The organism is Flavobacteriaceae bacterium (assembly GCA_014075215.1).
Lineage (GTDB): Bacteria > Bacteroidota > Bacteroidia > Flavobacteriales > Flavobacteriaceae > Polaribacter.
The window spans coordinates 2,238,421-2,259,408 of sequence record CP046177.1 but is presented as its reverse complement, the minus strand read 5'-3'; the positions used below and the strand labels follow the sequence as shown (position 1 = coordinate 2,259,408).

Annotated in this window: 13 protein-coding genes and 2 pseudogenes; 1 reads left to right on the top strand and 14 read right to left on the bottom strand. The window is 37.5% G+C overall.

Annotated elements, in window-relative coordinates:
- Nucleotides 1-26: 26 nt before the first annotated feature.
- The 6 genes and pseudogenes from GKR88_11010 to GKR88_10985 form a co-directional block, all read right to left on the bottom strand.
- Entirely contained in the window at nt 27-533 is a 507-nt protein-coding gene (locus tag GKR88_11010) for a hypothetical protein (protein ID QMU64764.1), read from the bottom strand.
- 13 nt (nt 534-546) lie between these two features.
- On the bottom strand, nt 547-738 hold the full coding sequence (locus GKR88_11005; protein QMU64763.1) for a hypothetical protein: 192 nt from the start codon (nt 736-738) through the stop codon (nt 547-549).
- Nucleotides 731-1,684, bottom strand: coding sequence for a DDE transposase (locus tag GKR88_11000; protein QMU64762.1), 954 nt, complete (start codon nt 1,682-1,684; stop codon nt 731-733). The genes GKR88_11005 and GKR88_11000 overlap by 8 nt, the downstream gene beginning before the upstream one ends.
- Before the next feature lie 22 nt (nt 1,685-1,706).
- A complete protein-coding gene (locus GKR88_10995) occupies nt 1,707-2,057 on the bottom strand; it encodes a transposase (protein QMU64761.1) in 351 nt (116 codons plus the stop codon).
- Between the two features lie 336 nt (nt 2,058-2,393).
- Nucleotides 2,394-3,739, bottom strand: a pseudogene (locus tag GKR88_10990) (tyrosine-type recombinase/integrase).
- A 549-nt stretch (nt 3,740-4,288) separates the two neighbouring features.
- A pseudogene (locus GKR88_10985) lies at nt 4,289-4,487 on the bottom strand (IS1182 family transposase).
- 162 nt (nt 4,488-4,649) lie between these two features.
- Between GKR88_10985 and GKR88_10980 the strand changes: the two are divergent.
- Nucleotides 4,650-5,450 (top strand): DUF3380 domain-containing protein, encoded by an 801-nt coding sequence (locus GKR88_10980; GenBank protein ID QMU64760.1) that lies wholly within the window; start codon nt 4,650-4,652, stop codon nt 5,448-5,450.
- Nucleotides 5,451-5,533: 83 nt separating this feature from the next.
- Here GKR88_10980 and GKR88_10975 read toward each other — a convergent pair whose 3' ends face one another.
- The 8 genes from GKR88_10975 to GKR88_10940 form a co-directional block, all read right to left on the bottom strand.
- Nucleotides 5,534-6,142 carry a hypothetical protein gene (locus tag GKR88_10975; protein ID QMU64759.1) on the bottom strand — a complete coding sequence of 203 codons (609 nt, stop codon included), beginning with the start codon at nt 6,140-6,142 and terminating at the stop codon, nt 5,534-5,536.
- Entirely contained in the window at nt 6,143-13,498 is a 7,356-nt protein-coding gene (locus tag GKR88_10970) for a DUF4157 domain-containing protein (protein QMU64758.1), read from the bottom strand.
- A 445-nt stretch (nt 13,499-13,943) separates the two neighbouring features.
- On the bottom strand, nt 13,944-14,885 hold the full coding sequence (locus tag GKR88_10965; GenBank protein QMU64757.1) for a hypothetical protein: 942 nt from the start codon (nt 14,883-14,885) through the stop codon (nt 13,944-13,946).
- Nucleotides 14,886-15,069: 184 nt separating this feature from the next.
- On the bottom strand, nt 15,070-16,188 hold the full coding sequence (locus tag GKR88_10960; protein ID QMU64756.1) for a hypothetical protein: 1,119 nt from the start codon (nt 16,186-16,188) through the stop codon (nt 15,070-15,072).
- 178 nt (nt 16,189-16,366) lie between these two features.
- Nucleotides 16,367-16,549: a hypothetical protein gene (locus tag GKR88_10955; GenBank protein QMU64755.1), complete on the bottom strand. Its 183-nt coding sequence runs from the start codon at nt 16,547-16,549 to the stop codon at nt 16,367-16,369.
- A 254-nt stretch (nt 16,550-16,803) separates the two neighbouring features.
- Complete coding sequence (locus GKR88_10950; GenBank protein QMU64754.1) at nt 16,804-17,712, bottom strand: hypothetical protein; 909 nt, start codon at nt 17,710-17,712, stop codon at nt 16,804-16,806.
- A gap of 108 nt (nt 17,713-17,820) precedes the next feature.
- Complete coding sequence (locus GKR88_10945; GenBank protein QMU66693.1) at nt 17,821-19,245, bottom strand: AAA family ATPase; 1,425 nt, start codon at nt 19,243-19,245, stop codon at nt 17,821-17,823.
- Between the two features lie 16 nt (nt 19,246-19,261).
- Entirely contained in the window at nt 19,262-20,962 is a 1,701-nt protein-coding gene (locus GKR88_10940) for a hypothetical protein (GenBank protein QMU64753.1), read from the bottom strand.
- Between the last annotated feature and the right edge of the window lie 26 nt (nt 20,963-20,988).

The window sequence follows — 20,988 nt, the reverse complement described above, 5'->3', positions numbered from 1 at the left end:
AAATGTTATGCACCCGTTTTACATTTCTAATAAGCAGTAAATTTTATTTCAGTAACTTTATTAGTATCATTATCAATTTGAAAAGACAGTGAAACACTTCCGGTATCTTGATCTGTAAAAACATAGCCATTAAAACGAGTATTGAATAGTAAACTGCCAAATTTACTCCTGTCATCTCCTATTTTGATAGACAAGCCTCTTATATTTACAATAACTGAGGAATTTTTGACCTTTATATAAGTCAAATCAAAATCTTGGCCTGTATCAGTTTCATCTTCATAATGAAAATAAAATTTACTATTAAAAATATCTTTTCCAATAAATGGACCAGAATTATTATCTTCCTGTTGAATATCATTTCCAAATAAAGCCCTCATTTGAGTTACATCTCCTTTAGAATCCATAATTGATCTAAGCGATACATTGTTGAATTTAATTCCATCAAATAATTCGGTATCATTTAAATTATTTAATTGTATTTTACATGAGAATATAATTATAAAAAATAATGTTGTTATTAATATTTTTTTCATGATTTTTAAATTTTTAGTTATTACATGGGGTTACTATTTGACCTGTATTAGGATATATTTGAGTATTAAAATGGTTTAAAGGATCTACACTTACTCCGTTTTCTTGTGCTTTAATATGAACATGTGATACCGTATAGCCTTTTTTTATACCGCTCCTTAAATTACCGGAATCTCGGATCAAGACTAATTGTTGTGTTTTAGGCAAAAATTTGTGTTAATCTGAACAGGAAGAATTCTACATTTTTAACACCTCTAAACTGCGCTCTAAAGGCTTTAATCTTAGCATTAAAAGATTCAGCAGAAGCATTTGTACTCCGATTGATAAAATAATTGAGTATTGACCGATAATTTATAGAAATTGTATTTGCTATTGTATTAAAAGCTTTAAAACCAGATTTTTCTACATCATTATACCAATGTGCTAGTTTTGTATATGCAATTTGTATTGATTTAGCTGTATTGAATATATTTCTAAGGCTCTGATTTAAGTTAAAAGCCTTTTGAATATCAGGATATTTTTCAAAAAGTATTTTGCTTCTTAGATATTGATTTTGTGTCCATTTTTCAGGAGATTTATAGAGTAAATATCTACTTCTAGCTAAGAGTTGTTTTCTAGTGTCCCCATTGTCAAATATCTCAGGTTGATACTCTTTACCTTTTGTTTTTGCTAACTTGATTAGGTCATTTTCTAGGTCTATTGCATTCCATCGATGTTTTATTCTAATATCTTGTAGCGCTTCTAGAGCTAGTTTTTGCACATGGAATCTATCAGTTACTTGTATGGCCTTAGGGAAACATGTTTTGGCTATATTTTTCATAGAGTTCGCCATATCTAGTGTAATTTCTTTGACTTTGTTTCTTTTTTTAGAGGATATTTTAAGTAACTGTTCTATAATGGGTTCTATCTTAGTGCCTGCAAAAACCCCTACAATAGCTCCTTTTTTACCTTTGGCTTTTTTATTGGTAATAATGGTGTAGAGTTCTCCTTTAGACAATGCTGTTTCATCAATAGATAAATAAGCACCTATATTTTCAGGAAAAACATGCCACTCTTTAGCATGTTTTTTTTGTTTCCATTGTTTAAACTCACTTAAATAATCACGATATTGACGTCCAAGTTTTTTACCATCAACTCCGTAAAATCTACCTATAGTTCTACAATCACTGGTTTCTCTATCTACTAATTTCTTTTAAAAAAGCAGCGAACTGCTCTGTCATTCGAGTCCCCTGTGCTACTAAATTCCAATCTCTTTGTACAATTTGTTTGGTCTTCCTATCTAACCATCTACGACGTTTAATGTGAAGATATACTGTGTTGCCTCGTAATGGAAAGTCTTGAATGGTAAGCTCTTTATGAAATCCGTGAGCTATCAAGATACGTTCTGATTCTTCTTTGGGAACTATGTTACGTTCTTCAAAATACAAATGCATCACTTCATTTTCAACACTATGTTTTGACAAATCAAAATGTTCAACTAACAACTCTGGTAAAATTAATTTTAGTAAATCTATATAAGTATCCAACCTCCTTTTTTTACAAAGATCACAATACTATTTTAAATTCACACACAACTTTTGAGATTGATCCGAGAGTTGTCGCAAATGTTTTTTATTTGATTGCGATATATATGTTTGAGGGTAGCCTATTTTGGGGGCAGTAAACAGGTGGCTTGTCGTTGGAAGAGAAGGTGTAAGGTCAGGTAAACTTTGTCCAAAAGTACAGAGACAAACAAATAGGCATACAATACAAAAAATAGTTTTTATCGGGGTGCTCATAAATCAGCAACTTTTAGATTTCTTTCAACATTTCAAAAAACATTTGATAAATATTTGTAAAGATAGTGAAAAATAAAAGAGGAATTACTTGCTAAAATTAATCACCGCATCCAAAGCCTCATCTGCTTCTTTATGAATAAAATTTGCTTGGTAGTTTATAGTCGTTTTCAAGTTAGAATGACGATACAACTTTTGAAGTATTTCAGGACTTATATTATTTTTAGCAATATTGCCAAAAGAATGCCTGCTAATATGATTGCTAAGACTAATTTTGATATCACATAACTTGGCAATTCTCTTTAAATGCTTGTTAAAAAGACTAGTAGCATTTCGAGTTTTTTTAAAAATATCTTCCTTGTTATTTTGATCTGCCTTTTTCAAAAAAGGGAAAACATAATCATTTTCAGATTGTTTATCATTCAAATACAAACCTAAGATAGCTTGTGCTTTTTCAGGAACTTTAAGACTAACAGCCTTTTCATTTTTGTTCATTTCATAATACAACCTGCCATTAATAAAATTATTCCATTTGAGTTCCAAAACGTCAGAGATACGAACACCAGCAAAATAGTAAGAGAATAAATACACATTTTTTGTCTGCCAAATAGATGTCTTTGCTTCTAATTCTAGATTCTCAATACGTTTTATTTCAGTAATAGTTAATCCAATTTTATTTCCTGCCTGAATACTAATCTTTTCTTTTTCTCCTGCAAAAGGATAATGCTTTTCAAGGGCAACACCTTCTTTAATAGCTTGATTATATAATGTTTTTATCAAAATTAGCTGATTGGTAACAGTTCTGGTTTTATTCTGTCCTAAGTGTGAGACACAAAAAGTTTTAAACCCTTCTAAAAATGAAGTAGTAATATCTTCAAAATACAAAGATTTATCTTTTGAGAATTTTTTGATGACCTCCATTGTATGATGCTGATACTTCCTTCCCTGAGAAATTCTTTCTTTTCTTCTTAATTTAATATTTTCTCTTGCTTGTAAGATAGATTCAGAAGGTTTGCGGTTTACATACTCTTGAATATTATAAAGAATAGATAGCTCTCTTTAGCCACAGAAAAGGCTCCTTTTAAATACTTATTTTTAATTCTTTCAGAAGCCAATTGAAAGAAAGAGACACTTTTTCCTTTTCGTTTTACTTTCGTATGAATTTGCTTGGAAGATAAATTACTATGTTGTATTTCATCTTCTAGTACAACCTCATTAGCTTCAGATATTTTCTTTGAAATCAAATTATTCAACCGAGTAGAATTAGGATGAGACTTTTTTACACGACGGTTTTGTTTATCCCAATACTTTAATTCAATGTATTGTTTGGTATAAATAAAAGTAGATTTCCTATTTTTGATAATCCGAACACAGATAGGGTATAAACCTTGCTTATTAGGTTTTTTTCTTAATACAGCCGTAATTGTACTCATACCGTTGCTTATTTTTACTGATGTAAAGATACGAAATTTAGGTACAACATAGGTACAACAAATACTGTTTTAATACAGTTTAATATGTATTAATTTGAATAAGATAAAATTTTAAAATATTGATAATCAAGTAAAATAATATATATTAAGATTCAAATATTGAGGATCATAACCCGAAGGTTGATGGTTCGAGTCCAACTCCCGATACTGAATAAGACAGGTTATTATTAGCCTGTCTTATTTTATTTACAAAAGTTTGTAACTCCTTGTTATAATTAAAAATAAGTTCAACCGCATCATTTAATTTTATGGTTCGATACTTTTTATTTTCAAAAACTAATTTTTCGGAAAATATCGAACCAATTATTTACCTTTTAATTTCTGAATTTGATTTTTTGTAGTAAATATCAAGGTTAAGAAGCAACTCCAGACCAAATTCAATAAATTTTTTGACATCTTTCTATATATCAGAGCAATTGTCAATTTCTATCTCAATATCGCTTATTTTTTCAGAGAATTTATCTTTTAATCTTTCATAGCTGCCCTTTTCAATAAACAGAGTTTAAAAAATACCACAGGAATCAATACTTTTTTGTTCACTACTTCCATAGTATTCTTTAGTAAATTTATACAAATAATCTAAGTTTAAGACTTCTGACAAACCACGGTAAAAGTTGTTTTTGGGAATACGATCACTTAACTGAAAATGGTTGAATAACTTTTCCTGATAGATTTTCTTGCCTTGCATATGTTAAGATACATAATTATTTAATACATTAGACTTGTGCAACAGGAACAAAGTTTATCCCTAAAAAAGGCGGGAGTTTAAAATTTAATTGTTTTTGGGATTGTATTCTTCCAAAAATTATTTAATTTAGCTTAATAAAATAAATACCAAACCCCCATTTAAATGACTACTTTAAGAAAAGGCTCTACAGGAGAAGACGTACGAAAACTTCAGCAATTATTGAATCAGTCAGGATATAATTTGACTGTTGACGGAATTTTTGGTGACGGTACAGAAAATGCCGTAAAAAAATTTCAACAAGAAAATGGATTGGCAATAGATGGAATAGTGGGACCTGCTACATGGGACGCATTAACGGAAGTTTCCTCCGGAAATGATCTTATTTCCTGCCGGAAACTTACAGAAACAGCTATTGAGGAGGTTGCACTGCAATTGCAGATAGAAGTGGCTGCCATGAAAGCCGTCTGTGAAGTAGAATCTAATGGGGAAGGATTTTTACCTGACGGTAGGCCTAAGATTTTATTTGAAGGACATATTTTTTGGCGTGAGTTGGAAAAAGCAGGAATGAATCCTGAAGATTATGTTGTCGGTAACGAAAATGTATTGTATCCTAGTTGGGTAAGAGATTATTACGGAGAAGATCAATACATGCGGTTGAACAAGGCCATGAACATACAGGAAACCGCTGCATTGGCATCTGCTTCATGGGGAATGTTTCAAATTATGGGGTTTAATTATAAAGCCTGTCATTTTGATACCGTAACCTATTATGTCATGACACAGTACATTAGTGAAGACGAGCATTTAAAAGCCTTTGCCGGATTTATTGAAACCAATAATTTGGTACGACATCTGCAAAACAAGGATTGGGCAGCTTTTGCCTACGGTTATAACGGTCCGGGGTACGCAGAGAATCAATACGACGTTAAACTAGCGGCGGCTTATGAAAAGTATAGTGCATGACGAATGTTGAGTTGATAATATCTCACTTGGATAGTGTCTCTATTCGTAAAAATTTATATGTCTCTGGATTTGCGCATTCAGAACTATCCAATTTTATTCAGTAATTTCGCAACATTTGGATACGCCTGTGCTATCGCTTCTTTATGGTATCTCTTTAGTATTCCTTTTTGTTTCCCTTCAGCACTTCCTAAATCCAACAGACCAGATACTGCTAATTTAATTTTTTTATTCTCCTCTTCAGAGGCAGTATCGCCTTGCGATAACTTTTTCTCCCATTCCAGAAGAGTTGATCTGTGTTTGCCTTCACCTTTGCCTCCTATATCTGCAGCTAGCAGGGTAGCACCAGGCATGTAATTGGTATAGGTAAGTAACTCGGCTATATAGTTTTGTAGCCATATAATATCGTGTATTCTGCTACTTTCCTTGTCCTTTTCAATTTGATCCAGTCTTTTCTCGCTAGTCTCCAGACCATGACTGCTGTATCCATCTATATCAGGAAATTCTGCTTTACGCTTATTGGCTTCTTTTACAGCATGCCGTTTCTTTTCGTCCAGTTTTTTTAATCCCTCTTTTACAGTTTTCCCTTTGAGGGATGTTTCAATCGCATCAAGATGGACAATCCAAGCCGTGGTATGCGCTCCCATACCTTCGGAAGAGGCAAAAGGAGAAGGCGTACGACCCTTCGCCTGCACTTAAGTAATAACTCCATGATCGTCTAATAGCACCTGTATGCCAATCGTTTTTTTATTTTCTCCAGCAGTTTTTTCTTCACTTAAAACAGCTTTCACCTTGGGTTCAGCTTTTGTTTTCTTTTTATCCGGATCGTCTCCCCCGTCAAAGGCTACGGGAGCCTTGCGCTTGCGTGTACCTCCGATAGATTCTTGTATTTTTTTGGGCCAATCTTTCAAGCTTGGTGTTAGTCCCAGTACACCTAGTTGTTTTTTTATTTCGTCTCGTTTATCCTCCAACTCCTCTATCGTATTCTTATGAGTTTCCACTCTTGTAATAAGTTCGCGTTTCTTCAGACTTATACTATTGGCTTGTTGAATATGACCTTCTTCTAAACGCCAATCATTTAAGAATTCGTTATATTGTTTTACAAGCAATTCTTCCAATATTTTATCAAAATATTTTTTAATAAATGTATTCTCATCCGTAATAGAATCTATAACTCCTGCATGTTCCGGAAAGGCTTGTTTGATTGCTGTGAAATGTTGTTTTAAAAGCATTTTAAGGTTGTCCATGATACTCTTTCCTGTATCTATGCCGGGTGCCATTTGCTCCATTAAATCAGGGTTCTGCTCTGCAGCAACCATAGCGACTGATGATCTGTCGAAGAGTTGCATGATGGCTTCTAGTTTGTCTTCATTTGACATACTGCTACCACTATTTAGTAATGAATTCAAGGGCTTGGATTCTCCTTTCCCTTTTCCTGCCAAACCTTTTGACTTGGCTGCTACGTTGAGGGTAGAGAAAGGGATGAGTTCACGTACTTCCAAATAAGCATCTACATATCGTTGTAGTAAATCAATCCGGCGGTCAACGGAACTTCCATCACCCATAGCTGTTTTCAATACTTCTTTTATAGTGTTCAGTTCTTTTTCTGCATTTTTCAATTTTTCTTTTTGTGATTCCGGCAATCGACTTATCACCTCTGATTTATGGCCGGGTAAATCATTTAATTTTGCTGCCAGTTTGTCCATGTTTGTCACGGCTTCATTTATGGTTTTACCCTGTAACTGTTTTATCACTGCTGTCTTTTGTACGGCAAAGGCAGTACTGTGATCGCCCATGGTACCTGAATAAACACTGGCAGGTCGCCCTATAATATCCACAGCATTGATAGTAGCGTCTTCTTTCATTCCAATCTGTGTTACCACACGCTGTACTACGTTGGATTCAGGAAGCATTTTTCGTTTTAGTGTACGTTTTGGTGGCTGATGTAAGGTATGTTGGGCCTTTACCTTCGTTGCCATAACATCTGCTTCTTTTTCGAGATCAGGATCATTGTTAATCTTTATTCCCTCTTTACCTGCTTTGCTTTTTGCCAATACCGGTACTCGTTTCTTTTTGCTTTTTTTGCCGGTTTTCTTTTCTTTTTCTTCGGCTTTCTTTTCAGATTTGTCCAGTTCTCCACTTATATACTGGTATGCATGAACAGCTTCATGTTCCAGGTGTTCTTCCTGACCCGGTGCTACATGAATATCTGTTCCTTTGGTAATTGCATGAGCGTTGTATTTTGCCGGTTCGTTTGAATTGTAGTGTACCGTTGTACTGTCCATAGCATATCCCGTAGCATTTTCTATGCCGGTTTGAATGTCTTCGGGCAGACCCGCAGTATTTGCTTGAGCTCCTGCAGGAGTGCTTTCAGGTGATTTACTTTCTGCGGAAGTTTGCGCTGTAACCCCGGGAGCTTCTCTTGAGACTCGTTGCGATCTTTTTGGAGATTGATTTGCCTGTGCTGAAGTTTCTTCATGCTTACCGGAAACTTCGGGAGCTTCTCTTGCATCTTGCTTTTCTTTCTGTTTCGGAGGATGATCTGCCGTAGCTTCTTTTACTTTCTTTTTCACTGCTAAGTCCTTTAATTTTTTTAAGGCTTCGGTCTTGATCTTTCTCAGTCTGTTTTTATAGCTTGGAAATTCTTCTTCTAAGATATTAAACATCCTTTCAAATGTATCCTCTAGCCATGTTTTTAGTTTTTCGCGATTTTGAGGAGTGATTTCTTTTTGGAGCTGCTCAACTACATCTTTGGTTTTTTTTGCTTCCTTGTCTATAGATAGCCCCAGAGTGGTAAGAACCTCTCGCATGATGGTTCCGGTCACCTCATCCAGTTTATCCGGATTGAAGTCTTGCCATAATTCTTCAAGTTTCTTTTCCTGAAGATCAAAATCGGGTTCTGCAAGTTTAAAATCCTTCCTGGCTTTGTCTTCTTTGGCCGGCTTGGATTCTGTTACATTCGCAACACCGGTTTTGGCAGCTCCACCGGCTTCACCGGCAATTTTTTTGATCAGGATATTTTTAAAAAAGGCATCTCTGACAAGGAATTTTATTTCTTCCGGTGCAATGGTTCCTCTAAAGGTTTTCATGTTGAATTTGTTGTCGCCAATGCCCATACCATAAGACAGTTTGCCGGTTCCCAGAACAGTAATTTGGGCGATGTTTTTGGCTTGACGCTTCAACAAGTCAGTGGAGTGGTCTTTTAATTTATTCCATACATCAGGGTCTTTTTTGAGAAATAAATCCGGGATGAGTTTGATGGATTCTTCACTTAAAGTGCTGATCTCTTTTTGGGGAATGGAAAGTGCAATTTTTAAGCCGGTTTTAATGAATTTGGTTTGACCCGCATTAGCAGGGTTCCGGGCTATGATGTGATCCAATTGTGTGGCCAATAACTCTTTAAAACCATGTTTAATAACAGTATCCAGAGCAGTGCTTGTTAATTTCACCAGAGTATCTATGGAAACATCTTGCGCGTCCTGTTCCCCTTCACGAGCCAAACACGATTTCATACCTTCTTCTACGGAAATGAGTATGAGTTTTTGCAATACACTCCAAATTATTTTAGTGAGCAAAGGGGCATGAAACTGTCCAAGAGCCAGTCCTGCTGTGCTTCCCGCAAAAGTTAAAATAGAAGTTACTATTTTAATCACCTGCTTGTTAAGCCTGTCTTGTGTATCACGCCAATGCCCTATAGCCAGGTCAGCTTTTGTAACCAGTTTTGCAATTTTATCCAGTTTTTCTTCGTAAGTCCGGTCGTCCTGTTTTTCTTCTATAATGGTTCGAAAAGCATGTAACATTTCGCTTTCAGCCCCTGAGGCCGCAAATCCTGCTGCATTCATAAAATGCCATTGGGCACCGGTTTGTGTTTGCTTATAACCTTTTACCTGATTTTCGGCCATGATACGTATTCCTATATGTATTTTTTCCAGTTGCGAAAGCCTTAATTTCCGCATTTCTTCGGTTTTGTTGTCGATGAAGATCTTGCCTAGCTTTTCAAATATTTTGCGTTTGGATTCAAAGACTTTTTTTTCTGATTTAGCTACTGCATGAAGGAGTATCTCTATTTCGCTGTTGAGTTCTATGGGAAAGTTAATGATGTTTCGGGCATCACTTTCCTGGCCATTGGGGCCTTGTTGCAATTGATGGTCAAAACGTTCGTCGGCCAGTTTTTTAAGCTCCTGCATGCTCTTACCTACCCAAGTAGTAAGTAGTTCATCGTCGGTGAGACTGTCATGGGCAAATTTGAGTGCATCTGTATCGCTAGTCAATTTTTCAACATATTTTTTTCCTTTAGAGGCTTCCAATAGGTCTGTCACTTGTATCGCCTGACTGTTTTCAAAAAATGATTTTAGCGTTTCAACCGCTTTTTTCTCCCCTTCGGTAGCATTGAATTTTGATGTAGTCATTGCCTTGTAGGCTTCTGTATTCAATTCCTGTATGATTTTTGCCAGAGCCGTTCCTGATACTTTTTCTTGTTGTGCTTTAAATGCATATTCCAAAAATCGATTGCGATCATGGTTTATCTTTTCACGGTCGTATTGCATGGCCAGTATAATGGCCCAATATTCTGTTCTTTGTTCCTGATAGGTTTCGGAGGATAGCGGGTTGAGTTTTTCCTTTTTGTCGGGTAGAAATTCTTTTTCGTATTTTACTTTGTCTTCTTCATGTTTTTTTACTTTTTCTTTTGTTTCTTTTACTTCTTGATCTATGGTCTGTATTGCTTCCAGTGCGCCTTTTTCATCGGTCCATTTCTGAAGTTCAATGTTTTTTAATTTCTCTCTCCATTGTCCCATCTTATCGTTCAGCGATTTGATCTCTTCATCCTTTTCCAGATTTTCAATGACTCCTATGACCTGTTCAATGTTTCCGATGATGTTTGCCACATATTCTGCAGAATTTTTGTTTTCTTTTGCCTGTTTTAGCTTTTCTTTTTCAAGCTGTAACTTTTCCTTTATTTCTGATGCATCTGCTAATAATGGAGCCATCTCATCATTCCATTTTTTCAATTCGATTTTTTGTATTGATTTTTTCCATTTCTTCAGCTTACGATCCAAAACCAGGATTTTTTCTGATCTTTGTGAGATTATTAATAGTTTGGATACATTATCCCATATTTTATTTTTTTCATCTTCTGTCAGTTCTTCTTTTCCTTTCGTATCATCCAGCAATTCTCTATTTTTCTTTTCAGGATCGTACTCTCCACTTAAATCCGGCAGTTCTTCCACTTCTTTTTTGATCTTCTTTTCGAGATACTCGGTGATTTCTTTTACCTCTTTGGTGCCTTCTTTGATGTCTTTGGCAAAACTTTCTGTCCGCTTCCATTCATCGGATGTTCCTTCTAGCGATTGTATGGCCTTCAGGTCCTTTTCCTTGTTCTTTTTAAGGTCTCCTATTTTTTTGACATCCCTGGCGGTTATAATCACATCTTCGCCTGTTTCAAGATCGGAGAACACTTCTTTCAGATCGTAAGTAAGCACAATGGCATGATCTTTTAATCGTTCGATCAACATAGCAACTCTTTCCGCTCTGTCTTTAGAATGTATTCCTCCGGCTTTCCTCATTAAATACTTGCTTATTTCAGGATCGTTCAGCATAAGATATTGCTCGTATGATTCCGGTTTGGCTTTTAAGAACAATTCCATGGCTTCTCCCAATCCGGTGGTATCTTTCAAACGATTTTTTCTTGCTTGTTTTTTTAGTTTTTGGTAATTCGTTGTGCTGTAATCTTTTTCGGTTTTTTCACTTTCGGGATAATGTAAGGCTTGATCCACTTCTTTAGCAGCTTTATTTTCAAAAGCTCCTCTATGGTATACCATGCCTTTGATCTGTTCTATCTGTTGTGAACTCAGGTTTGTTTCATGCAATTGATCAGCCAGTTTATTAAAAACAGCTTCCAGATCTTTTTTAAATTCGTCCATTTTGACTTGTTTCCCATGATGTTTTTCTTCAAAGATGTTTTTGATATCCGTTTTTAACACCGGTTTGTCATTTTCATCATACTCATACATCATCGCTGCGGTTTCATATTTTTCCCATTGATCAGGTAGGTAATATTTGATCAGGGCGAGCTGTGCATCCCATTTTTTGGTACTGGACAGTAAGTTTAATACTTTGTATTTAAAATTGGTTAATTCGGTTTTTTTCGATACCCAGGCTTTGGTTTGGTGTTTTTTTAACAGCATATCCAGTTTTTTTAAGGGAAATGCTTCCGTAGCCTTATCAAAATCCTTCTTTTCCTGTTGTATCCGGATTTGGTCGTCCAGATCTTTTAGTTTTTGATCAATCTCTTCTATTTTATCTTTTCCGGCATTTTCTTTTGAGGATTCTAACGCCTCTTTTTCTGCCATTTCCCATTCTCCTTGCTTTTCTGCCGTACTTTTTTCTTTTTCTGCTGCAATTCTTTGTTCATAGATCAGATGTACCCATTGCACAATAAATTCCAAACGCTCTTTTGAAAATCCGGCAAAGAATCCGGGTGAAGGAGCTCGCCTGTTTGCAAAAAGTCTTACTTGTGACGCTTCCGAAAAGTTTTGCCAAACCCGGGTGTAGGGTGCTAATCCCCCAACATCAGATGGGATGTCTTTTCCAGCTTCCAACACTATACCGTATTCTTTTTGTATGAAATTGCTGCCACTTTTTACAAATTTTTTAAGTTCTTCTAAGGGAACAGTCAATGATTCGTTTTCTTGATCTTTTTCTGCCCAGGCAAATATGCGGGAGGTTACCTCGTGTTTGTCAAATTCCCGGTAGTGATCTTCCAAATAAACTACTCCTCTATATGCTTTTACGGTATAGGGGTTTTCCGGATCTCTTATCAGGGAGATCAGGTAGTCGGCATGTACGTTGCCGGTTTTGATCCTTTCGCCCCGGCTCGAAAACGTATATGTTGACTCCCCTTTTTGACCGGACATTCGCGATTCTACCAGATTTCGAAGTTCGCTAAAGAGCCCCGGAATGCTATTCTTCAGGTAATCGTAAGCAGCTTTTTCCAAGGTATTTTGGGGTGCATTGTTATGAGTTAAAAAAGTAAAATCCTCAGGGGATTCCAGTACCAGTTTTCGGACACGATTTTTGTCCATTTTTTGCGTGATCTCGGGACCAAAGAAGTTTCCTTCATATAGCAATCCCAATTCCAGTGCCAATTCAGCCGGTTTGGACATGCGTCCGTTTTTGTAGATCTGTTGCAGTAGTTCGTATCTGAGGGAATTTTCGCCAAAAGTATTTTTTAGATCTTCTTCAATCGTTTTTCCTCTGATGAGTTGATAGCGGAACTCTATCTCTGTTTTGTCTTTCTCGCTTACCGACAGCCAGTTCATCATGGCAGCAAACCGGTTGTTTTTTCCCAGATCTTCTTTGAATAAAGCGATCAATCGGACTACCCTGTAGTCAATGTCATCACCTCTTACAATTTTGTGGGCAGCTTTATCAGCTTTTACCGATCCGGAAGCAGCACTGTATAATTGAGTGGCGTCATAACTGTATAATGGGTCATTAAAGAAATCTATCCTTACCTGTTGCAATTGCCGGTAGATCTTTCTTAACTTTTCTACGCCCTTTTCAGTAATTTTGCTGCTTTTCACTTCTCTTATGGTATGGTCGGCACGTTGTAAAAATAACCAAAGATGGGTTCTTTCTGCACGTGCCTGATTTGATGTAGTATAGCCCGCACTTTCCTGATAATCCGAAAGTTCTTTGCCAATGTTAGATCTTATTTGACTCAATGAGGTCAGCAGTGTTTCTTTTTCTTTCTTTTGAGCTTTTGCCTTATTTGCTTTTTCCAGTATTTCACTTTCAAAGTCTACATCCATTTGATCGCCGGCAGTCAAATGAGTTTCTGAACCCAATAATTTCAATATGCCTTGCGCACTTTCTGTTGTTTTATTTATGTTGGGTAAGGCAGGGTTTTGACCGGGACTGCTGTTTCCGTTGCCTGTCTCTGTGGGAGGCAGTGTGGGTAACGAAGCGGATCGCGACAGACCTGCTCTTGATGATTCTTGAGTACTTTCTTCGTGCTGCTGTTCTTGTTGTATTTTGTCGCCTTCTTTCACTCGTTTAAATTCTAGTAATTAATTGATTTTTTGTTAAGGACACCTCTAAAAACTACTTTTTATTACAAATGGCTGCAAAATCCAATAACATCGTTGTCAAATAAAATCTATCCTCAACGTAACTATGGCTACGTCTGCGGAATATTTTACTTTCCGCCTTGTTCTTGAATTTTTCGCTCATTTTCATTGACTAAACCAGTTTTTAGAGGTGCCCTTAATTATAAAATTAAGAATTTTTGTAACTGCTTCCATTCTGATCTTATTTTGATTCTTTATGCCTTGAAACTTACACTACCTTAACAAAAAAGCAGCCTCTAAGTTTTTAAAAGACCATTCATTCCGGAATTATAATCCTTCTAAATCCCGCAATTCTCCACTTTCTTGTCTTGATAATTCCGAAGGTGGATATTGACTATGCTTTAGTCCCAATTCCATTAGTTGCTGGTTAAGGATTATCCTCTCTTGCTTTAGCTATACGGAATACTGCGGGGTTCTTACCCGAAATAAAGTCTTGCGATTTTCCTAAATGAATACTAAACACCTTTGACTCACCTAATATATCATTTTGCTCTGATTTTCCCGTTAGCCTATCTCCTTTGGGGCCTTCCCCCTCTGCGCCTCCAATAATTTCATTATAATCAATTAAACGTGAAGCACTTCTATCTTCATCATCGTTTGAAAAATCAAACATTATCATCGTATTGTCCGGAATTTCTTTGCTTGCAGGGGGGTTTCTGGATTTATAAAAATAATCTAATGCTTGCCCAAATGATCCTCCATGACCACGAAGAAGTTTCTTTATGTCATTATTTGCCTGATACATTTCCCAATCCTCACTTTCTGTAGTACGAAATATTCTTAGGGGTTTGTTGCCTCCGCTTTTATCTTCAGAAGAGAATTGACCATAATTATGAGGAATGCCCACCATATCGTCTAATTTAAGGATTCGCAACTTGATATCTTGTGATAGCTGATCTTCAAGGTCTTTTTGATTATAAAAAGTGCGATTTGTCTCAACATATCTTATAAATAATTCATCAAGATATGTTTTGAGGTTTTTACCCAGGTATTTTTGAGCTTTATCATTGGATTTAGTAGCAGCGATCTCTTCTTTCATCTTCTTACTCTGTCTATTTCTACTTAAAGTAGCAGTCATACCTTTTGAAGTAAGCCAGTTTTTTATATTTGAAGAAACATTTTTAGATACTCTATCATTGTATTCTCTCTTATTTTCATCTGTAATTGTAATGAGTCCACCCACGGCACCTAACAAATCTTCATCAACAATATTGTTAGCAGCTTCAGGTGGCATTCTGGCGGCACCCCCCCGATTATTTACTACTTTTTGTATAGATTCTTTATCTCCTTTTAGTTGTTTTTTAGGCATAATTACGTTTTAATTCGTTATCATATTTTCTAAATGCATGACAAAAACCGGTATGTACACCAACAGCTTTCTCTTCAAAACCTGTGAGGTATGAGTAACTGAGATACTGTTAGTCAGGTCTTACGTCTTAAAGTCTTATATCTTGTGTCCATTCACCTCACTATTCAACAATTACTGATCTTTCCTACAAACGTGTCGTTTCTATTTCCTTTTTCTTAAGTGCATTGGCTTTGTCTCGTAACTCGGCATAATAGTCTGTACTGGCGGCTTCTGTTCCTACAAAATCCATTGACATCACTCCGGGATTTCGGACTACATTGCCTTCATCATCTGTAATGGCTCTTTCTACTCCCTGTGCAACATTGGCATGTGATTTAGCTGCCAAATGCTCCAATCCTCTGTAAGTTTTGGGCATAAAAATGGCTTTGTGTACATTGGGAACAAATGCCGGAAGGTTGGTCTGACTTGTCAGAATACGCCCTCTCTTTCCTTCGCCGGAATCTTCGGCAATATTCTTTGTGATATGTTGGATCAGTTCTTGATCTTTGGGAGTATTTCCCCAACCTCCTCGTGTATTCTCTTTATATTTGTAAACATATTCTTTAAGTGTACTATTTTCCTCAATGCTTTTTTCTGCATAATGTGCCAGAATCCCGATGTTTTTACCCCTGTAAACGGAGTTTTCAAGAGTTACCTCTCCCAATCCTGTGCCTTCCCTGTTGGGAATTAAATTGTCTTTCAATTTTTCCACCACTTCCTGTTGAAGAAAATTACCTATTTCATCGCTATCGTTTGTATGCTTGTCAAAATGAAATTTGAATATGAATAACTGTCTGGGATTTTGTTTCGCAAAATCAAAAAGCTTTGATAGTTCTCGTGTTGCTGATCCTGTGGCATTGTATCCGGCCATAAACCACTTCTTTTCGCCGTGATAAAACTGCCAATCACTGTCATCACTTTTTCTAACTCTCAAATCAAAATATTGTACTCCGTGTTTGGCTTGCTCCGTTAAGTCGAGGTGTTGACATACACTAACCGGTTTGTGCCTTTCAACATTGTAGGTACCCGAGTCGTGACTTCCCAACATGGCGATTTCCGCCAGGGTGGTTTGTCTTGATAATTCCGTATTATCTACCGTACGATCTACTCCGCTCTCAGATGATACATCTTCCGAACTATCCAAACGTCTAAAGCCGGTTACTTTAGCCGGACTGTCCTGATCCTGAGATAATTGCCTTGAATCACCGCTACGAGTATCTTGTACTGCATACTCGTCTCTTCGTTTTTCCATAAATCCTTTCATACGTAGTCTTTTTGGGTTCTATATTAAATTTAAATCGTATCTTTTAACACTCTCTATAAAACCTTATGGTTTGTTGAAGAGTTTCCATCTTTCAGTGCCTTAACGCAATCATTTATGTTACGCAACAATATTGATAATCAAAGTCATATTCATTTCATTAACTCAAATGGATTCATAATCAATATGACGTAACCTTTTTCATCCCTGAATTTTTCGCTATTTTGGCAGATCTTGGATTAATTGCTTCGGTTTCAATAGACGTTATATCTCTAAAATCAGAGTCTTTTACAGCAGAATTAATCATACCGTCCACCAATACGGTGCCTAATCTTTTCAACCTTATATTTTTGTTGTTTTCCATAAATTCCCTGTCTGATTCGTATCATGCCTGATAAACCTCTCCGTTCACGTCTAATTGAGATAAAGGATGTGAAACGGCATTTGAAATTTTTTACATTCTTACTGTTTTCATTCTCGTTGATTATATCTGTTTTTCGATTATGATGATTTATTTAAGGTTTTTAAGGTTTGTTTCAAAAACAGGAACTTCTTTGCAATGCTGCCAAAGCGTAACCTCTTTCCGGAACCTGAGTGTCTTTTTACTTATCATGGAATTTATTTTAGCCGTATGGGTTCTTTCTCTGAATCCTGTACTCCTTCGCCTTCGGGTGAGTTGGGAGTGAGTCTGTGGGCTAACGCTTCTATGATGATCTCACCCTCTTTCCTACGAATCAGTGCCAGTGCAATCCCTTTTTCTTCTGCTCCCTCTTCCCCTCTTTTGGCATTTGTATTGTATTTTACCCGAGATGAGCCTTCTGCAGGTCCACCGGGATCAGTCGTTTCTTTGCTATTATGTATTGCTATTCCTGACCCGAGTTCATTGATAATTTTATCTAAAAAGGAGTTTATATCTTCACCTCTTTCATCCTCCGGAGATAAAGAGGTGTTCCCGTTAAACTCTTTGTAGGTATCAAACAATCGTTCTACTCCTTGCTTGTTGGTTTTCCATTCAGCAGTATCATGAGTTGCTTTTCCGGTATGGAATGCATAAAAAGCATGGTCATCGGCACCAAACAGTACGGTACATCCCGACAATGACCCTGTTGTCACCAGTACAGGATGTTCTTCTTCGATATCGTCAAAATCAATTTTCACGGCCGCAGATCCTGATTGTGCATTGTGAAGCACTATTACATCTGTTTTTTCTTCGAGCTCAACTTTACTCATACTGTCCCTTTTACTTAGATGTGACACTCTTCCGTACTGGAGTTCTGTCGATGGGCGGGTGGGCGTTTCAGGCACCCCTTCATTATTGTTTTTATCTCTTATCACATAGGAGAATTTGTTGAAATCATTATTTTCCTTACCAAAAGGAATGTTAAGGGCACTTTTACCGGACAACTCACTGATTCCTTTTGACAGATTTACTTTCTCCGGAGTCTCGGGTATGGGGGCAGGCATGGAAATTCCACTTCTTTCTTCTCGTTCCTGTGGTATGACACAACTAAAAATTCTTTTAAACATCTTATATAAAATTTATCGTTACCTGCCGTGCATTTTGATTCCCGTCGGAGATCAAGATGCACAACGGGCTATCATGTCTTTTCCCTGCATATTTTATCTCACAACTATTTAAAAAAAGCTGATCCCTTCTTTTTGCAGCTCTTTTTTAATCCCCTCTTCAATATCCTGTAACAAAATGACCGGACTTTTTCGTTTTGCGGCTTTTACCGAACAGTGACGAACGACATTGATAATGGTACCTCCGCTAATGGCATGCTTTTCTGCAATCTTTTTCAGGTTAACCATTTCCTCAAGAGGAGTTTTGGATGAAAAAGAGGTTTTCCAAAGTTGCAAACGCTCTCGTGTGGAGGGCATGGGAAAATAAATAGCCGATTGAAATCGCCTGAAAAAAGCCTTGTCAATATGTTCTTTAAAATTGGAAGCCAGAATCACCAGTCCCGGAAATTCTTCAATTCGTTGTAGCAAGTAGGCTACTTCCTGATTGGCATAGCGATCGTTAGAGCTTTTGGTTTCCGTACGTTTGCCAAACAGGGCATCGGCTTCGTCAAAAAAGAGAATCCATTTTTTGTGCTCGGCCCGGTCAAATACTTTGGCGAGGTTTTTTTCGGTTTCGCCTATGTACTTAGACACTACCGCAGAGAGGTCTATCCGGTATACATCGCGTTGTACGCTTTTACCCAGGATACAGGCGGTAAGCGTTTTTCCTGTGCCGGGAGGTCCGTAAAACAAGCATTTGTACCCGCTGTTGATCTTTTTACCCAGGCCCCAATGATCAAGTAGTACGGGACTGTAATCGATCCAGTCTTTGAGTTCAAGAACCTGTCTTTGAACATGGGAGGGCAATATCAGATCCTCCCAGTACATTTTCGTATGGATCCTTTTGGCGGGAAACTCCGTGCTAAAGGCAGGAGGACGGGCGTACCCGATCGTAAAAATATCGTAGTACTCCTGAGATATTTGGAAAATTTGACTCCATAACGGGGTATGTGAAAAAACGGAGTTGAGTTCTAATACACCGGTTTTTATAAAAAAATGTTCGCTATAAAAAAGTTGTTGCAATGTAAAACGCATGCTGAAGTGATGATGAGCAAGGAGAAAAAAGGCAGTTTCCACGGTAGGCATGAATCCGGTATAGCCTTTATCGTACCACCCTCCAAACTGACTAAATACTTTGTCATAGGTTGAATTCTTAAGGTACAGTCTGTCCAGTACCTCCGGTTGCAAATGGGGCGCCATACTTAAAGCCAGCACAAAACGTTCAACAAACCCGAGATGGTTTTGGGTGATGTAATCGGCATAGGTAGATCCTGTCTTTGGCAATTCCGGCGGAAGCACTTCACAGATATCCCCGTAGGGGCATTCGTCGCCAAAAAACAGTGCCAGCCGGGTATCAACAATTTTAACAATCCATTGCATTTCCCGGTAAAGCAACTGAGCATTGGGTTGCAAAGCAGGGAGTATTTTACTGTTTTTTTCAGGGGATGCTATTTTGTTCTCCTTATCGTTTTCTTTTGTTTGGGCCGTGGTTATCATAATATCAATCGTATTTTTACCATTCCACATACAGAATGTGTTCCATCCATGGTAATTTCACTACGGTGGTGGTCCATGGAAGTTTTTCTAATGTAATATCGTAGGTTCTCTTTTCTATCTGCAGCCACCAGCTTCCGTCACGTTGGTTCAATACGCCTTCTCTTTGCAGGTACGCCTGCCGGAAACCTTCCGCAGAAAGATTCTCCCACATAGAATTGTTGGCGATGACAGCAGTCAGCAGATGTTCACTTTCTTCTTTTTCCTGTTCCGTAAGCACAATATCGGTTTCCAAAGGTTCTGACAAGTGCTTCCCGCAAAGTATTTTATTGAGTGGCAACAGGTATTCCGAAGTTTCGGTAAGACCGTCCGTCAGATATTGTAACAGGAGTACTGCACGATCTCTGCCGGCAGGGTCCTCTGTAAAAGCTTTGTCTTTCACCAGACCTGTGGTTTCAAAAAAACGTGTCATAAAAGGCCATAAGAGGACTAGTCCGGCATTGGTAATAAAGAGTTCTTCGGTTTGGTTAAAGGGCTTGTATGGAATTTGCAGTAACTGTTCTTCCTCTGCCGGTTGCCGTATGGTTTGTCGGACAGCCTGCTCTTTTAATTGCCGGAGTTGTTTTTTCAATGTTGTTAATTGCTGCTGCCGGGCTTTTGTGAATGTTTTTTGTTGTTGAAGATCTTGAATTTGTTTTTGTATCCGGTCGATTTTTTGAGAAACATCCTGACCGGAAACTATATGATGATCAGATACCTCTGAAGCCGGATGCTTTGCTGATGTTTTGTCAGTTGTCTGCATTTCGGAAATAAGCTGAGGTAACGAACTTTTAAAAGCGGTACGATTCTTTGGGTGATCCTTTACCTGTTTGGTCAATCTGCGGATGAGCAGGGAATATTTTATGTTAAGACTTGTTGCCAGATACAACAGGTGCTGTATAACGAGTTCTTTTTTTTGTGAGGCGGAAAACCGGTTTAGGGCAAGACTCAATAAGAGACCCTTCCACTGTTGCAAACGTAAAGCAGTTGGGGTCAATTTTTGAACGCTATCCTGATCGAAAATGCCTTCCCGGGTAAGTTGCCGGAGATCGTACCAATAGTTGCTGATAAAAGAAGACAGTACAGGAGTAATGACCTTGATGATTTTCAGAAGTATCGCATCTGAAAAATGGAAGACAACTCGTTGCAGGGATGCCTCATTTTTAATACTTGCCAAAAAGAGAGTCTTCACGGTATCAGGATTCGTGCTGATACATTTTTCCAAGGTGTCTTCGAGTTCCTGTCTGTCTTTTTTCTTTGCCCACCAGGGAAGCAGGCCTGTTTGTATAAAATAAGCAAGCAGTTCGGTATCCGTACCCTCTGTTTTTGATATTTCCGGTGTTGATGTTTCGGTAGGGCCGGATGCTTCGGGTTGTACTATGGAAAGGGTTTGGGGAATTGCCCGGATCTTTTCGGCTAACTGCCGGTAAAGTAGCGGCTTTATTTTTTGTTCAAATTCGGAAATGAGGTCATTTCGGTCGATGTTTCCAATATCCAATTCCAGTGTGTCTATTCTGTGAATTGTACCGGGATCGCTCAATTCATCACAGCAAACTTCAATATAGGGCAGTATTTTGGTATGGTACAAGGTACTGATCTCATCCTGTACCTCGGAAACACGGTGGCTATCGGACACTTCAAACTCAATGAGTTGTGTTTTAATAAGATGTTGTTGTTCCATGGTTTAGTATTAAGTACTTAATACTA

Bases quoted from the DNA above. Each gene is read 5' to 3' on its own strand.
- GKR88_11010 (QMU64764.1), bottom strand. From the start codon at position 533: ATGAAAAAAATATTAATAACAACATTATTTTTTATAATTATATTCTCA.
- GKR88_10980 (QMU64760.1), top strand. From the start codon at position 4,650: ATGACTACTTTAAGAAAAGGCTCTACAGGAGAAGACGTACGAAAACTT.
- GKR88_10965 (QMU64757.1), bottom strand. From the start codon at position 14,885: ATGCCTAAAAAACAACTAAAAGGAGATAAAGAATCTATACAAAAAGTA.
- GKR88_10960 (QMU64756.1), bottom strand. From the start codon at position 16,188: ATGAAAGGATTTATGGAAAAACGAAGAGACGAGTATGCAGTACAAGAT.
- GKR88_10955 (QMU64755.1), bottom strand. From the start codon at position 16,549: ATGGAAAACAACAAAAATATAAGGTTGAAAAGATTAGGCACCGTATTG.
- GKR88_10950 (QMU64754.1), bottom strand. From the start codon at position 17,712: ATGTTTAAAAGAATTTTTAGTTGTGTCATACCACAGGAACGAGAAGAA.
- GKR88_10945 (QMU66693.1), bottom strand. From the start codon at position 19,245: ATGATAACCACGGCCCAAACAAAAGAAAACGATAAGGAGAACAAAATA.
- GKR88_10940 (QMU64753.1), bottom strand. From the start codon at position 20,962: ATGGAACAACAACATCTTATTAAAACACAACTCATTGAGTTTGAAGTG.